This is a genomic window from Lentibacter algarum, assembly GCF_018860975.1.
GTDB lineage: Bacteria > Pseudomonadota > Alphaproteobacteria > Rhodobacterales > Rhodobacteraceae > Lentibacter > Lentibacter algarum_A.
Genome location: NZ_JAHKQI010000008.1, coordinates 748787 through 763286 on the forward strand (window position 1 = coordinate 748787; position 14500 = coordinate 763286).

The 14500-nt window shown below is 59.3% G+C and carries 22 protein-coding genes; 2 read left to right on the plus strand and 20 right to left on the minus strand.

What is annotated here, in order from left to right:
- Nucleotide 1: 1 nt before the first annotated feature.
- The 19 genes from KO498_RS13020 to KO498_RS13110 all read right to left on the minus strand — a co-directional run bounded on the left by KO498_RS13020 (nt 2) and on the right by KO498_RS13110 (nt 13222).
- Nucleotides 2-658, minus strand: a complete 657-nt coding sequence (locus KO498_RS13020) for a phage tail tape measure protein (RefSeq protein WP_215960307.1) — start codon at nt 656-658, stop codon at nt 2-4.
- Nucleotides 648-857, minus strand: a complete 210-nt coding sequence (locus KO498_RS13025; RefSeq protein ID WP_215960308.1) for a rcc01693 family protein — start codon at nt 855-857, stop codon at nt 648-650. Before KO498_RS13025 ends, KO498_RS13020 begins: the two co-directional genes overlap by 11 nt.
- The gene (locus KO498_RS13030; protein ID WP_215960309.1) at nt 844-1179 is read right to left on the minus strand and encodes a gene transfer agent family protein; all 336 of its coding nucleotides are present in this window, start codon (nt 1177-1179) and stop codon (nt 844-846) included. The genes KO498_RS13025 and KO498_RS13030 overlap by 14 nt, the downstream gene beginning before the upstream one ends.
- Nucleotides 1179-1601: a phage major tail protein, TP901-1 family gene (locus KO498_RS13035; protein WP_215960310.1), complete on the minus strand. Its 423-nt coding sequence runs from the start codon at nt 1599-1601 to the stop codon at nt 1179-1181. The genes KO498_RS13030 and KO498_RS13035 overlap by 1 nt, the downstream gene beginning before the upstream one ends.
- Before the next feature lie 27 nt (nt 1602-1628).
- On the minus strand, nt 1629-2039 hold the full coding sequence (locus KO498_RS13040; RefSeq protein WP_215960311.1) for a DUF3168 domain-containing protein: 411 nt from the start codon (nt 2037-2039) through the stop codon (nt 1629-1631).
- Nucleotides 2036-2383, minus strand: a complete 348-nt coding sequence (locus KO498_RS13045; RefSeq protein WP_215960312.1) for a head-tail adaptor protein — start codon at nt 2381-2383, stop codon at nt 2036-2038. The genes KO498_RS13040 and KO498_RS13045 overlap by 4 nt, the downstream gene beginning before the upstream one ends.
- Nucleotides 2380-2979 carry a head-tail connector protein gene (locus tag KO498_RS13050; RefSeq protein ID WP_215960313.1) on the minus strand — a complete coding sequence of 200 codons (600 nt, stop codon included), beginning with the start codon at nt 2977-2979 and terminating at the stop codon, nt 2380-2382. The genes KO498_RS13045 and KO498_RS13050 overlap by 4 nt, the downstream gene beginning before the upstream one ends.
- 138 nt (nt 2980-3117) lie before the next feature.
- Nucleotides 3118-4308: a phage major capsid protein gene (locus tag KO498_RS13055; protein WP_215960314.1), complete on the minus strand. Its 1191-nt coding sequence runs from the start codon at nt 4306-4308 to the stop codon at nt 3118-3120.
- 45 nt (nt 4309-4353) lie between these two features.
- The gene (locus KO498_RS13060) at nt 4354-4908 is read right to left on the minus strand and encodes an HK97 family phage prohead protease (protein ID WP_215960315.1); all 555 of its coding nucleotides are present in this window, start codon (nt 4906-4908) and stop codon (nt 4354-4356) included.
- A gap of 21 nt (nt 4909-4929) precedes the next feature.
- Complete coding sequence (locus tag KO498_RS13065; RefSeq protein ID WP_215960316.1) at nt 4930-5232, minus strand: hypothetical protein; 303 nt, start codon at nt 5230-5232, stop codon at nt 4930-4932.
- Nucleotides 5225-6412: a phage portal protein gene (locus KO498_RS13070; protein ID WP_215960317.1), complete on the minus strand. Its 1188-nt coding sequence runs from the start codon at nt 6410-6412 to the stop codon at nt 5225-5227. The genes KO498_RS13065 and KO498_RS13070 overlap by 8 nt, the downstream gene beginning before the upstream one ends.
- A gap of 113 nt (nt 6413-6525) precedes the next feature.
- Nucleotides 6526-7899: a DNA-packaging protein gene (locus KO498_RS13075; RefSeq protein ID WP_215960318.1), complete on the minus strand. Its 1374-nt coding sequence runs from the start codon at nt 7897-7899 to the stop codon at nt 6526-6528.
- The gene (locus tag KO498_RS13080; protein WP_215960319.1) at nt 7808-8143 is read right to left on the minus strand and encodes a hypothetical protein; all 336 of its coding nucleotides are present in this window, start codon (nt 8141-8143) and stop codon (nt 7808-7810) included. Before KO498_RS13080 ends, KO498_RS13075 begins: the two co-directional genes overlap by 92 nt.
- Nucleotides 8144-8371: 228 nt before the next feature.
- Complete coding sequence (locus KO498_RS13085) at nt 8372-9037, minus strand: alpha/beta hydrolase (protein ID WP_215960320.1); 666 nt, start codon at nt 9035-9037, stop codon at nt 8372-8374.
- Nucleotides 9034-9663, minus strand: a complete 630-nt coding sequence (locus KO498_RS13090; RefSeq protein WP_215960321.1) for a DNA-3-methyladenine glycosylase family protein — start codon at nt 9661-9663, stop codon at nt 9034-9036. The genes KO498_RS13085 and KO498_RS13090 overlap by 4 nt, the downstream gene beginning before the upstream one ends.
- Nucleotides 9660-10301 (minus strand): precorrin-6A/cobalt-precorrin-6A reductase, encoded by a 642-nt coding sequence (locus KO498_RS13095; RefSeq protein ID WP_215960322.1) that lies wholly within the window; start codon nt 10299-10301, stop codon nt 9660-9662. Before KO498_RS13095 ends, KO498_RS13090 begins: the two co-directional genes overlap by 4 nt.
- The gene (locus KO498_RS13100) at nt 10298-11380 is read right to left on the minus strand and encodes an ABC transporter ATP-binding protein (protein ID WP_436835935.1); all 1083 of its coding nucleotides are present in this window, start codon (nt 11378-11380) and stop codon (nt 10298-10300) included. The genes KO498_RS13095 and KO498_RS13100 overlap by 4 nt, the downstream gene beginning before the upstream one ends.
- Nucleotides 11381-11659: 279 nt before the next feature.
- Nucleotides 11660-11920, minus strand: coding sequence for a DUF2842 domain-containing protein (locus KO498_RS13105; protein ID WP_215960324.1), 261 nt, complete (start codon nt 11918-11920; stop codon nt 11660-11662).
- Between the two features lie 6 nt (nt 11921-11926).
- Nucleotides 11927-13222 (minus strand): adenylosuccinate synthase, encoded by a 1296-nt coding sequence (locus tag KO498_RS13110; protein WP_215960325.1) that lies wholly within the window; start codon nt 13220-13222, stop codon nt 11927-11929.
- 151 nt (nt 13223-13373) lie between these two features.
- Here KO498_RS13110 and KO498_RS13115 point away from each other — a divergent pair, with 151 nt between their 5' ends.
- The gene (locus tag KO498_RS13115; RefSeq protein WP_215960326.1) at nt 13374-13592 is read left to right on the plus strand and encodes a DUF6500 family protein; all 219 of its coding nucleotides are present in this window, start codon (nt 13374-13376) and stop codon (nt 13590-13592) included.
- Here KO498_RS13115 and KO498_RS13120 read toward each other — a convergent pair.
- Complete coding sequence (locus tag KO498_RS13120; protein WP_215960327.1) at nt 13589-13879, minus strand: hypothetical protein; 291 nt, start codon at nt 13877-13879, stop codon at nt 13589-13591. The two genes, KO498_RS13115 and KO498_RS13120, sit on opposite strands and share 4 nt — an antisense overlap.
- Nucleotides 13880-14070: 191 nt before the next feature.
- Between KO498_RS13120 and KO498_RS13125 the strand changes: the two genes are divergently transcribed.
- Nucleotides 14071-14466: a DUF6524 family protein gene (locus KO498_RS13125; RefSeq protein ID WP_215960328.1), complete on the plus strand. Its 396-nt coding sequence runs from the start codon at nt 14071-14073 to the stop codon at nt 14464-14466.
- The last annotated feature ends 34 nt before the right edge of the window (nt 14467-14500 follow it).

Below are 14500 nucleotides of genomic sequence, written 5' to 3' on the forward strand. Positions count from 1 at the left end.
CCTATCGGTTGCGGTTGCCACGGGCGAGCACACGGCCCATCTGCGCGGCGATCTGGCTTTGTGAACGGCGGAAGCCCTCGGCATCGGGCGTTGTGATATTCATCACCACGTTGACACTGCTGCCGCCGCCGCCTCGCACACCGAGCTTGCCATCAGAGCCGCGCGAGAGTGGCATGATCGCCTCTGGCCCTGCCTCGCCCATAAGGCCGGTGCCGCCGCGCATCGGAAAGGTCGTCGGCCCGCTGACAACGCCGCCATTGGCAAAAGGCATGACGCGGCCCTGGGCAAAACTCCCACCCTTCTCGAACCCGAAAAGACTGCCCATCAAGCCGCCGATCCCCTGCGACAACAGCCCACCAAAGTGATCCGTGACAGGCTTTACCGCCGCCGCATATGTGGCGTTGATCATCGACTGGGCGATGGTGCCGAACACATCCGAAAGCTTCATGCCGTCAAGAACCACACCGTCAACCGCGCGCCTTAAGCCGCCGCTGAGGCCCTTCTCAAGGCTGGCAACATCATGGCCGGTTTCCGAAATACTGGTGCGCATGCGTTTGAGTTCGGCGTCAAAGCTGGCCGCCATGCCCGCTGCGGCTCCGAGGCTTTGCTCTAGCGCTTCGGCTTTCAAGTCAAGGTCATCTAAACTGTCAAAATCCATCAGGTGTTCCCTCGTTTTTTGTGTCGGGGTAGGCCTCAAGCAATGCTTCAAGCCCCGTGCGGTCCATTGGCCGCATCGTCGCTTGCGGCCCAAGCATGATCATCAGCTCAACAGGTGTCAGCGCCCAGAAGTCGGCAGGTTTCAGCCGCAACTGGGTGAGGCCAACTCTGAGCAATTGTGACCAGTCAAACTGCTGCATCTGCGCCCTCATCCGGCAGCACAAAAGCGCGCGCAAGCAAGAGCGCCGCCGCTTTGGCAGCCTGCATCGGCCCACCTTCGATATCAGCGTTCAGAAGGTCGCTCGCGCGCCCCTCCCAACCGCCACCGCGCAGGCCAGCGACAATGAGCTTCATCACGTCACGTGTTGAAAACCCGCCCGCTTCAAAGCGTTGCACCAGTTCAACAAGCGTGTCGGTTTGCAGGCCGGCTTCCAGCTCGGCCAGTGCCCCAAGCGTGAGCTTGAGAACACGGCGTTGCCCGTCGATTACCAGCGCAACTTCCGAGGCGAACGGATTTCCCATTATGGTGCTACCGCCGCTGTGAAGGTGAGCGCACCAGCAGAGTTCAGCGCAAGCTCATAAGTCGCCTCGCCGTTGTAGCTGCCCGAATACTCGATCGAGCCAACTTGAAACGGCCCCTCGATGGTGCCGAAATCAGGGATGATCACCTGAAAATCAGGGGTCTCACCGTCAAAGAAAATCTGCCGCGCGCGCTCATCGCTGGCCCCGTCCTTGAACACGCCCGAACCAGACACCGAGGCCGACCTAACCCCGGCTGTTCCAAGGATCTCGCGCCATCCACCTGCGCTCTCAAGGCTGGTCACATCAACGCTCTCGGCATTGAAGTTGAGCCGTGTTGCGCGCAGGCCGGCGACAGTTTCAAACAAGCCGCCGCCTGTCAGGTCAATCTTGATCAGCAGGTCTTTACCGTTTTGAGCAGTCATAGTATTTCTCCAAATTATCCAATGATATCAGTCGTCTTGCACCCGCGCGCGAAAGCGCAAGTCAATGCGCCTTGTGGCGCCTGTGCCTTCACGCGTGGCGCTGGCACGGTCAAAGTTGAGGTAAATCAGCTTGCCGCGAGTCAGTGTCAGATCAGCATCAACAAGCGCATCCGACACGGCCCCTGCGACATCTTTTGCCGCCTGAAAACCGGCGCTGTCAGTGACCACCGAGATGGTGAAAACATGCTCGGCTCCCGCTCCGGTTTTGTCAGACTTGTCATAGGCCGCCTCAGGCCCAAGCGCGATATAGGTTGCTGGCAGGCTGCCGGAGGGAAGCGCATCATAGATCGCCGTGCCGACAAGTGTGCTCAAAGCCGCATCACCGGCCAACTGCTGATATACTGCCGCCTGAAGCGGTGAGGAAACTGCATAGCTCATGCCACCAACTCCTCATCTGCAAAGCACGTCAGATAGCGCAAATCCGTGCCGCGCTCGGTGACGGCCTCAATGCGAAACACGCGAATGCCTTCCCGAAAGCGCTGCTCGGGCAAGGGCCGCATCGAAGAGCCAACAGGTGCTGCGCGCAAAGTGATCACGTAGCTCACCTGCGCCAGCGGCACAGCCTCGCCCTCGGCCTCACGGCCAGAGCGCGAGCGCACCTCGGCAAAGACCTCGCCAAGCACGTTCCAACTGGTGGTGAAGCCGCCTGCGCCGTCAGGCACACGCACTGGCGTTTCCAGCAAGAGCTTGCGGTTGAGCCTCGGCAGGCTTGCAGCGCTCATTGGCCCGCCCCCGCAAACAACCGCACGGTGCGGTAGCGTTCTATCAGGCTGCTGACGCCGAATGGCATGTAGCCTTCGCCAACGCTGGTTTCGTTGCGATACTCGTAGTAATACGCCGCCAACAACAACACAGCCTGAGCGATATCGCCGGGCAAGTCGTCCCAGTTAGGGCCAAAGCCCGCCGTAAAACGCATCTTCACCGAACCGTTACTTGGCACGCAAGGCAACACGCTGGCCACAGGGCAGAGCCTTGGTCGCTGCATGTCTTGCACGAGCTTGTAGTAGTTCGCTGCCAAGACGTCGGCTTCGTCATTGCGGTTGTAATAGGTGACACTGCTCACCGCGCTCACAGGGGCCACAGGCAGTGCCTGCCCCGTCTCGTCACGCCATTTTGTCAGCGACCAGGAAAAATCCCTCTCGATCAGGATCTTGCCCGTGCGTGCCTCGATCGCTGACAGGGCGGCGCGCAAAAAGCTTTCAAGCACAGCGTCTTGCAGGCTGCCCTCGGCAAATCCGGTGCCAAGGCGCAAGTGGGCCTTGAAGGCCTCGACAGGCAATGCCGCTGTGGGCACGGCTGTTTCTTCAGTTAACATCATGGAAAATCTCCAAACTTACGCCCTCACGAGAGACGCGCGGTGCCAGTGTTGCTCGGACGGAGGGGAACAGCTGGGCAGCACCTTTGACAGCACCGCGCGCTCAGGAGGCAGGCGAACCCGCCCCCTGACCTCCGGCCTTTACGAAGTGCCGAACTTGAGCAGCTTGATCGCTGCAAAGTCGCTCACATCGCCGCCAACACGCTTGGTTGCGTAAAACAACACATGTGGCTTGGCGCTGAACGGATCACGCAGCACGCGCAGATCAGGGCGCTCGGCGACAGTGTAACCTGCGTTGAAGTCACCAAAGGCAATCGCAGTCGCGTCAGCCGCCACATCGGGCATGTCTTCGGCGATCAGCACAGGGTAGCCCAGCAAGCGCGCAGGCTCACCGGCAGCAAGGCCGTCTGACCACAGGAAGCGGCCGTCAGCGTCTTTGAGCTTGCGCACAGCGCCGGCAGTTTTCGAGTTCATTACAAAGCTCGCATTGGCGCGATACTGCGCACCGAGGGCATAAACGAGGTCAATGATCGCTTCGCCACCGTCAAAGTCACCGGCGACACCCGTTGGCACATAGCCAAGGTTGCCCCAGACCCAAACATCGTTGTCAACAGACGGGTGTGTCAGCATACCTGTTGGCTTGTCGATGCCGTCACCGTTGATGAAAGCAGCGGCTTCCGAGCGGGCGAACTTGTCGGCGATACGGCCCGCGAGCCAGCCTTCAATATCAAATGCTGAGTCATCAAGCAGACGCTGCGAGGCTTTCGGCAGCGCTGACAGTTCGTGCAGCGCAATGGTGATACGGTCGATCTGCGGCGTGCCTGTTTCGGTTGCCGAAGCTGTTTCAGTCGCCCAGCCAGCACCAACATCGGTGTGGTCAACCAGCACGTCATATGACGTGGCTTCAACTTGCACGACATTGGAAATCGCACGGATAGAGGCGGTTGATTCCAGCACCGAAATGATGCTCGCTGCGGTCTGTGGATCAACGAGGTAGCCGCCGTCAGCCGCCACAGATGTGCTCATGGCTTTGCCTTCAAGCTCAAGGCCGCGCAGGCCGTCGTCATCACCTGAACGCAGGTAGGCGTTAAAGGCCTTCTGGTGCGGTGCGTCAAGGTCTGCAGCACGGGCAAGTGGCGTGCGGGCGTGAGTGTTTGTTTTGCGGTCAAGCATGATAAGTCGCTCTTCTTGTTGTTTCAGTCGGTTGCTAACGTCGTTCTGGAAGCCTCTGAACTCATTCGTAAATTCGCTCATAGCTGATTTGGTCTGGAGCACAGGGGAAGCTGAAGACACAGCTTCCTTGGCCCCTGCTTTCGCTTGGGTCTCACTCATCCGAGTTGTCCTTTCTGGTTACGTCACGGTTTCGTTGTGGTGCGCCTAGTCTTGCGCCAACTCCTGGCGCGCACCCCTGATGGCGGCGGCCATATCGCGCAGGTTTTCAGCATCAAGGCTGTCGCCCTTCGCCCCCACCCGCGCACTGGGCAACATCGGGAAGGTCACAAGCGACACCTCCCAAAGCTCCAGCTCCGTCAAGAGCCGCTGGCCCTTGTCGTTCTTGCTCGCTTTTTGCGTGCGATATCCTATCGAGAGCCCGTCAATCGCGCCCGCCTCAATCAGCGCCGCGGCTTCACGGCCCTTCTGTGTGCTTTCAAGCAGGCGGCCCTTCACATAAAGCCCGCGCGCGTCCTCGCGCACCTCGTCCCAAATGCCAATCGGCTGGGTCGGGTCATGTTGCCATAGCATCTTGACGCTCCGCCCCTCCTTGAGCAGCGCCTTCAGGCTGGCCGCATATGCGCCCTTGGCAACAACGTCACCGCCCTGATCACAGGCGCCAAACAGGCTGGCATAGCCCTCAATCGTGGTGCCGTCTGTCACCGTCAATTCGGCGTCAAACTGGCAGAACTTTTGCTCCAATCCGCTCTCGATAATCATGTTTAGTCTCCTCAAGTAACTTCAGTGTGGCAGAACAGCGCCTTGCATCATGAACGACATCAACCCGCCCAGGATTGCTGCAATAATCAGCCAGACAAGCCGCCCGATATGGCCGTCAATCTTGTCAAGCCGCGTGTCGATCTGGTTGAACCTTGCGACCATGAACTTGCGTTTCTCTTCACTCACCGCGCGGTCTGTCTCAATCGCTGCAACAGTCAGCTCAAGTGAGGTCAGCCGCTTTTCGATATGCCTGAACATCACCCGATAGCCCTCAAAGGGCAGGATCGTTTCCGGCAGATCTGCTACGCGACTTTCATCACTCATCCGCAAGGCCTCCTGCCGCTGGCAAACCGAGCAAGCGGCGCTTCTCTTCCGTGGTCAGGAAACTTGCGCTCGCCACACGGCTCCACTGCGCATCACGTTCAGTCGCGAGAGCAGAAACCTGATCAAGATCGGGCTTCAAGGTTATGATTTCACTATCATAACTGCCAATCCAGCTCGCAATTTTTGCGCACACACGTTCCGCCAATGGCAACACTGTCAGCCGGTAGAACGCGCGGTTGGCTTCCTGGTAGTTCGCATAGGTGGCGTCCCCCGGAATACCGAGCAGCATCGGCGGCACCCCGTAAGCCAAAGCGATCTCGCGCGCAGCGGCTTCTTTGGTCTTCTGGAACTCCATATCGCTTGGCGAAAAGCCCATCGGCTTCCAGTCAAGCCCGCCCTCAAGCAACATCGGCCTGCCCGCGTTTTGTGCGCCCTGATAGTTGCTTTCCATCTCGCTCACCAGGCGGTCATACTGATCGGCACTCAGTCCGCTCTGCCCGTCCGCACCGCGATAGACAATCGCCCCCGAGGGCCGCGCCGCGTTATCAAGCAGCGCCTTGGTCCAACGCGAGGCCGAGTTGTGCACATCGACTGCCTGCGCCGCCGCTTGCATGGGCGAAAATCCGTAGTGGTCATCTTGCGGATGAAAACTCTTGATGTGGCAGACACTTGGGATGCCCTCACTCACGTCAAAGCGGTGTTTGCGCCCCCCAACCGTGTAGTCATAGGCCACAGGCCAGCCGTCCGATCCAGGGATCAGGCTCATCCGGTCCGAGCGCAGCACATGCAGCTCATACGGCAGCCCCGTGTCTCCACCGACAGCCTCAACGTAGGCATCGCCAGAGAGCAGAAGCTGACCATAAAGCGCTTCCAGCAACTCCGCACGCCCCTGTGCGGGGTTGGGCCGCGTGATCAGGCTTAAAAGCGGGTGCTCTTCAAAGCGCATCTCGCTGTTTTGCAGCACCAATGGCAGCGCCGCGGCGGCCTCCGAGATCATCTTGACCGCGCGAAATCCGATCGGGTTTCCTGCGAAGCCTGTGCGCGTAAGCGTTGCCGTATCACGCGGGCTCCACGCCACACGCCCCGAGCTTTGAAAAGCCACAACTGGCCCCGCCGCGCTGGCTTTCACTTCGCTGGGCTGGTTGACCGTCGCTTTGCGAAAAAAGTCAAATACCGGCATTATGCACTCCTAAATTTGCGAACTAAGATAATCACTTACCCGTCGTTCTTGATGTTTTACCGCAAGTTCGGTTGTTGAAAGCACTCTGAAACAAAAGGTTTAAAACTTCTTAACTACAGCGTTCGCACCTGCGGGCGGCGCCACTTCGCTGCCGGCGCAATCATCAACTCGTTAAGCGCCCAAACCAGCGCATCAACGCGGTCGGGGCTGCCTTTGCCTTCAAAGCCTTGCAGCGTCATCTGGCTCATCTCGTCTTCAAGTTCGCTTAAGCCCCGCGCGTGGCGAACGCGCCCCTGCTCATAGAGCGCCGCAACCGGCTCGGCCCGCGCCGTTTTGCCCTTGCTGGCGTGCACTTTCTTAAGCGGCACCAAGGCATCAACCTGCCGGATCACCTCTTCCACGAGATCACCGCCTTGGTTCACCTCGGCAACAAGCTTTTCTGCCCCCCAGCGTTCCATCGCCGCGACAGCCGCGCGCGCCCATGTGTCGGGGCTCACGCCCTGCACTGTGGCGTCTTCGAGCACGTAAGCGCACCAATCCTGCACCGGCCCCTCGGCGACCACACCCGCAACAATAATGCCGCAAGCATCCGAGCTCGCCTTGCCGCTCACCGGCGGGTCAACCGCGACGACGATGCGGCTGAAATCCGGCAGCTTTTCAGCCTGCACAGCGGTCAGGGTCTTCGGCGTCCAAAGCGCGCCCTCGGCCTCGTCAACCAGCACACCATCAAGCTCTTGTCGTCCAAGGCGTGTGCCGGCGTAGCGCGCCTGCACCTCTTCCAGGAACCCCTTGGCAAGATTGGCTTTATTGGCCTCGGTCGGGGCCTGTGTCACAGCCGTCGCGGGCCGCTCAAGCAGCTCTTTGAGCAGGCCAATGTTGCGCGGTGTCGTTGTCACACATACACGCGGATCATCGCCCAGACGCAGGCCAAATTGCAGCATGTCCCAAGTGTCACGGGCCTTCTTCCACTTGGCCAGCTCGTCAACCCAAGCGCCGTCAAACTGCGGGCCACGCAGGCTTTCAGGGTCATGCGCAGAAAACACCTGAGCAATCGCACCGTTGGGCCAAACAAGCTGCTTGCGCCCGGCTTGCCACTCGGGCCTCCTGTCGGGAGGCGAACACGCCAGAATGCCGCTCTCGCCAAAGATCATCACCTCGCGCACCTGATCAACCGTTTCGCCAACCAAAGCGATGCGCTGACACGCGCCCGCATCCTGCGGCCCCGCTCCTTCAACTTGCATGCGCACCCACTCGGCACCAGCGCGGGTTTTCCCCGCACCGCGCCCGCCCATGATCACCCATGTGCGCCAGTCTCCTTCAGGGGCGAGCTGGTGTGGCATCGCCCAGAACTCGAACAAAAATGGCAGTGCAAGCAGCTCGATTTGCTCCAGCCCGTCAAGAAACGCTCTCTGGACAGCCAGCGGCTCTGAGGCGATCCAACTTGCGCCCGATGTCAGCGCGGGCGGCGTCAAGGTCAAGCTCTGCATGTCGCGCATCTGCTCGGCTACTGTGTCTGCTATCTGTCTCAAAACGGTGCTCCATTTCCTGTGCAATGGTGATCCACTGCGTCACATCTTCGAGCTGCGCGGTTACGCCAGCCAGCTTGTCTCCGGCTTTGAGCCGCTCGCGCAGCGCACATAAGTCAATCGTCAAAGCGCCCATTTCCTGCTTCAATGCCGCGACAGATTGGGCGATCTGCATCGCCGCGACATCAGGGGTCAGTTCATTCATACTGTCAGTGCCTCATGTGGGTGTTACCTCCGCCCGACATGCAGAAATCTCGCGACATCTGTGCAGCTTCATAACGCTAGGCAGAGCTGCGTTTTCGCACAAGAGACTTGCCCGAGGAGCGAACGCTCGAGTTAAGAAAGGGTTAATTTATCAAGGGGATACACGAAAAAGCGCGCCCTGACCTTACTCAGAACGCGCTCACATTTTCAGGCCTCTTTCGGGCCGCTTTTACAGGCTCAGCTTGTCGCGCATAAACGCCAGAGCAACCGACAATCCATCAGGGGCAATTCCGTGGGCTGTGCCCTTCATGATGTGGGCAAAAACCTCTTTGAAACCAGCCTCTTGCAGCGCTTCGGCGGCCTCGGGCAGTGACTGCGGCGGCACCACATCGTCAGCATCCCCATGCACCAGCAAAACAGGCGGTTTTGACACGGCTTCGTCCTTGAGCAACTCAGGCGCCAATAGCCGCCCCGAAAAGGCGATAATACCCGCGACTTCATCCTCGCGGCGCGGGGCCACTTGCAGCGCCATCATCGTGCCTTGGCTAAATCCGAACAGCACCATCTGCTCTGGCAGCAAGTCTTCATCGACCAAAATGCCGTCAAGAAAGGCGTTCAAATCCTCGGCCGCCGCCCGCATTCCACGCTCTGATTCTTCCTCGGAAGAGTTGTCGATCCAGGCAATAGGAAACCACTGAAAGCCCATCGGCGCACCGGCGCAGGCCTCCGGCGCATCGGGCGCTATGAACAGCGTGTCAGGCAGGTGCTCACCGAGCGGATCAGCCAGCCCCAACAAGTCAGCCCCGTTGGCGCCGTAGCCGTGCAAAAACACAACAACTGATCGTGTGCTTCCCGATACCGGCTCGCGGCGTGTCGCTTGTAATGCGCGTGTCATCTGATCCCTTCCCTGTTTTTCATCTGCTTGTAATAGGCCCAAAGAATACGCGCCGCAACCGAGCGCCAAGGTGACCAAGCTTCAGCCATTTCGCGCATCTGCTTCTCCTTGGGTCGCTCCGCAAGGCCGTATAGCGCGCGCGCCGCTTCCTGCAAGGCCAAGTCGCCATGCGCAAACACATCGGCGCGCCCGAGGCTGAACATCGCGTAGATCTCTGCCGTCCATGTGCCAATGCCCTGCACGGCGGTGAGCATCTTGATCACCTCATCCGAGCTCAACCCGGCAAGCGCCTCATAATCTATCGCCGCCGCAGCCAAAGCCCGTGCATACTTCGCCTTCTGGCGGCTCAGCCCCTGCGCACGCAACTCTTCCTCGCTGAGCGCCAAGATAGGTGCTTCCGAGGTCAGGCCAGCCGCCACAAGCTTGCCCCAGATCGCATTGGCGCTGGCGACACTCACTTGCTGGCCGACAATCGCGTTGAGCAGCTGCGCAAACCCCGCAGGCTTAAGTCGCAAAGGCAATGGCCCCGTCGCCGCAAAGGCCTCTCGCAAGATCGGGTGCTTTGCCGCAAGCGCCTCTGCTCCCTCATGCACACAAGCATCTGAGGTGATAATGCGCTCGCTCATATCAAGCTCTTCGCCCAGTTCACCACAGCCTCGACACTGTCAAACACCAGCCCCCCGGGCGGCTCCGGGCGGCGGATCATCCCGACTTTCAGGCCAAGTTCACGCGCCGCATCAAGCTTCGCCTTAGCGCCCTCGCCACCCGCATTGCGCAGGATCAGCCAGTCAATGCCAAGTTCCTTGAACAGTGCCACCTCGCCCTCAACCGTAAAGGGCGGATGCCCAACCAAATAGCGCCCGCCATCAAACGGAAAATCACCGCTGGCCTCACCAATCTGGCGCGCGATCACCTCGCAGCCAGGCAGGTTCGCATAGGCTTCAAGCCCTTCGCGCCCCGTGGCGACAAACACCACAGAACCGCGTTCAACATGCTCTGCCGCCTCCGCCTCACTGCCCAGATCAACCCAGTTGTCCCCAGCCAGCCGAGGCCACTCGGGCCGCAAAAACCGCGCATATGCCACACCCAAAGCCGCAGATTCTTGCTGCACCTTGGCACTCACAACGTGGTCAAAGGGGTGTCCCGCATCAAGCACTGCCTCGGCCTGCGCAGGATCAACCACTAGCTTCACACCAGCGGCATCAAGCGCCTGCTCGATCGCCAGCGCCTCACCAACGCCAGCCAATATCAGAACCCGCGTCATGTCGTGACCGGAAACACAAAGCAGCGGTCGCGTCGGATGGTCAGCCAAAGCACAGTACCAAGATTTGGCAGAAATACATTCGGAACAGTCACAAGCAGCTTGGAGCCGTCGTGATCCATGCGAAACTCAACCAGACTCTCGCTGCCCATGAACCGCGCGCGCTCAACAACACCGCGTGCCGGGGTGCCGTCAGTCGCGGTCGGGTTCGGCCCGCGCCCGCCTCTGTCAAAGTCGACTTTAACGTGCTGCGGCCGAATGATAATCTCAACCTCCTGCCCGTCAGGCACCCCCGGCGCAAGGAACTGCCCAAAAGGCGTTTCTGTCAAAGCGCCGCGCACAATGCCCCGCAATACGTTGATATCACTAAAAAACTCAACCGCACCTCTGTCTTTCGGCGCGTTGTAAATATTATAAGGCGCGCCCTGCTGCACAATCCGCCCCTCACGCATCAGCGCAATCTCGTCGGCCATACGCATGGCTTCTTCCGGCTCATGAGTCACCAGCAAAACGGCGGTGTCTTCCTGCTTCAACACATCCAGCGTCTCGTCACGAATCTCATCGCGCAATCGGTTATCAAGGCCGGAGAAAGGCTCATCCATCAGCATAATGCGTGGCCTCGGGGCAAGCGCGCGCGCCAAAGCAACCCGCTGCTGTTCGCCGCCCGAAAGCTCGTGTGGATAGGCGCGCTCAAAGCGCGCAAGGCCAACCCGCTCTAGCAACTCGCGCACCCTAAGTGCCTTGTCCGCCCCGCTGCCTTTCAACCCGAAACCGACATTCTGCGCCACGCTCAAATGCGGGAACAGCGCGAAGTCTTGAAACATCAAACCAATCTGCCGCCGCTCCGGTGGAACCCGAAAAACAGTGTCGCAAATCAGCTGGCCATCAACGTAAATCTCGCCGCTGTCTTGCTCGTCAACACCGGCGATCATCCGCAAAGTCGTGGACTTGCCACAGCCAGAAGGCCCAAGCAAACACGTCACCTGCCCCGGCTGGATGCTCAACGAAACATCATCAACCACAATCCGCCCGTCAAACGCGCGTGTCACATTGCGAATTTCGAGCCTCGGAACCTGTTGCACCACGCTTGCCTCATGCAGTATCCGATGATTTTCATCGAGTTCACGCAGCCTTACCAGCCCCCCTCCGCCCCCGCAAGCAAACCGTTAAAGCTCACGCGTAAGGCTGGCCTTTTTCTTGGTTCAAATATCCAAATTCGCACACAAGAACCACGAACCAGCTGTTCAGGTTTTGCGCCGTGCTTCGCACGTCGCCCGAGGGCGGGGGCTGGCTTTCAGCCAGCCCCCGCCCCACCGCGATGCCGTAAGGCAGCGCAATCTTCTGCTTGCGAATAGACTGCTCTAGCGCTCGTCGTCCCAGACAATCGGCTCCGCGTTGGGATCGGGTTTGCCAATCCCCTTGAACAGCCCCTTGAACGGAAACACCCAGACAACCCCGAGCACCACATAAAGCGCAAATTCGATCAAGATCGGCGGGCGGCCAATGTAAGTGACCATCAAGCCAACGAGCCCCACACAGAGAATGATGTAAAGCGGCATACCGACCACAAGAAGCAGCACCACAAGCCAACGCCGCGCACCATATGAAAGCTTGTCAAACATCAATGATCAATCCGCAAACGGGTCAGTGACAAGGATGGTATCTTCACGCTCGGGGCTGGTAGAAACCAGCGCCACAGGGCATTCGATAAGCTCTTCTACGCGACGTACATACTTAATCGCCTGAGCCGGAAGCTGCGCCCATGAGCGCGCGCCTTCTGTGCTTTCTGACCAGCCGTCCATCTCTTCATAGATCGGCGTGCAACGCGCCTGCGCATCCGCCGCTGTCGGCAAGTAATCAAGCCGCTTCCCGTCCAAGTCGTAGCCCACGCAGATTTTTAGTGTCTCAAACCCGTCCAAAACATCAAGCTTGGTGAGGCAAATGCCGGTGATGCCCGAAGTTGCGCAGGTCTGGCGCAAAAGGGCTGCATCAAACCAGCCGCAACGGCGTTTGCGGCCCGTGGTGGTGCCAAACTCGTGCCCGCGCTCGCCAAGCATTTGCCCGTCAGCATCATCAAGTTCGGTCGGGAAAGGCCCCTCGCCCACGCGTGTCGTATAAGCCTTCACAATGCCCAGCACATAATCAATCGCCGTTGGCCCAAGGCCGACACCCGTCGCCGCTTGGCCTGCGATCACGTTTGAGCTTGTCACAAACGGATATGTGCCAAAGTCGATATCCAGCAGCGCGCCCTGTGCACCTTCAAACAAAATGCGCTTGCCCGCCTTACGCTTCTCGGCCAGCACTTTCCAAACCGGTGCGGCAAATGGCAAAATCTTCGGCGCGATTTCTTTAAGCTGCGCAATCAGCGCATCACGGTCAATCTCGTCAAAGCCGAGGCCGCGGCGCAGCGGGTTATGGTGCTGCAATGCACGATCAACACGCGCTTCAAGCGTGGCCTCATCGGCCAAGTCGGCAACACGTATCGAGCGCCGCCCGACCTTGTCTTCATAAGCCGGCCCAATGCCGCGGCCCGTGGTGCCGATCTTGGTGCCTTTGCTCGCGGCTTCCTCGCGCACGCGGTCAAGCTCGCCGTGGATCGGCAAGATAAGCGGCGTGTTTTCCGCGATCATCAGGTTCTCGGGGTTGATAGCAACGCCTTGCGCCTCGATGGTTTCGATTTCGCCCAGCAAATGCCAAGGATCAAGCACAACACCGTTGCCGATCACCGACAGCTTGCCGCCGCGCACAACGCCGCTCGGCAGCGCATGTAGCTTGTAAACCTTGCCATCAATAACAAGCGTGTGGCCCGCATTATGCCCGCCCTGAAAGCGCGCGATCACATCAGCACGCTCAGACAGCCAGTCAACAATCTTGCCTTTGCCTTCGTCGCCCCATTGTGCGCCGACAACCACTACGTTCGCCATATTAGCCTCTCAAGTTTCAGGGTTTTACGAGTCAAACCCGTGCTCGTATATCGCGCTGCGCCCACGGGCGAAACCGCTAAACTGCCGCAGGGCGCATCAGAGGGCGCATTATTCAGGTGCGGCGCGCCCATAAAGAAGCTAACACCCCCGGATGCGACAAAGCCTCAGAGACCACGCCATCAGCGTTTGCAACGCCAAGATCGCCCAGAAAGGTGAAGCCGTCGGCCTGTCGTTCTATGCCTTCTTCGCCAACAAGAACACCGATCCCGAGGCGCTCATGGACGTGGCCGAATGGTGGATCAAGACCCATAAGCTCGATCACTTCGAGAAAGCCGTGAAGATCCGCGAGATGATGCGCGCAGGTCTTTAGCTTTCGTCCTTCAGCAGCTTGCCAAACGCCTGCAATGCGCCTTGAACACGCGCGTTAAGCTCGGTTTCGGTCAGCTCGGGCATTACCTCAATCACCCGTTTGATTTGCATATCACCGACCCGCAAGCCGAGAAACCACCCTGTCAGCTGCGCTGCATTCTGCCCGTGCTCTTGCGCCAATGGCTGCATGATTTCTGCAAACAGCGGCTGCACCGTTTCACGCCCCCCTTCCGAGAGCACTTGCCCAAGTTCGCCCGAAGGCTCTGCCGCTGCCGCTCTGTTAAGCAAGATTGCGCGCTCGCCGCAGCACAAGCAATCTGGGGTGACTACTCGCCAACCTGGCAGGTCTGGAACATCACCCGCACCGTCGCCTCGGGGCTAGACTTTGCCCTGGCGCTGTCAGGGGCGCTTGCGCTCATCACCCGCCCCTAGACAAAGCCGCCAGCGACGGGCAAAACCGTGTGAACAAGGAGTGCATCATGGGGTTCATTTTACGCTGGCTGGCCGCGCTTGGTCTTCTCACCGCAACTTTCAATCCGACTGAGTGGAACTACGCCAAATGGGTGCAAGCAAACTGGAGCGAGCAAATGGCGCTCTCTGTTCTGTTTGGCCTCTTGCTGCTGATCGGCTACATCATCTACCTGCGCGCCACCCTGCGCTCGATCGGCTTGTTCGGCATGTTGCTTGTCCTCGCCCTCGTCGCTGCGTTGCTCTGGGTGCTACTTGATTATGGCTGGTTGTCGCTTGACAACGCGCAGACAAACACTTGGCTCGGCATCATCGCCCTCTCTTTGGTGCTCGGCGTTGGCCTCAGTTGGTCGCATGTGCGCCGAAGCCTCTCAGGGCAGGCTGATATGGACGATATTGACGACTAAACACAGATCCACCCGTCAATCGTTAACGCGGCTT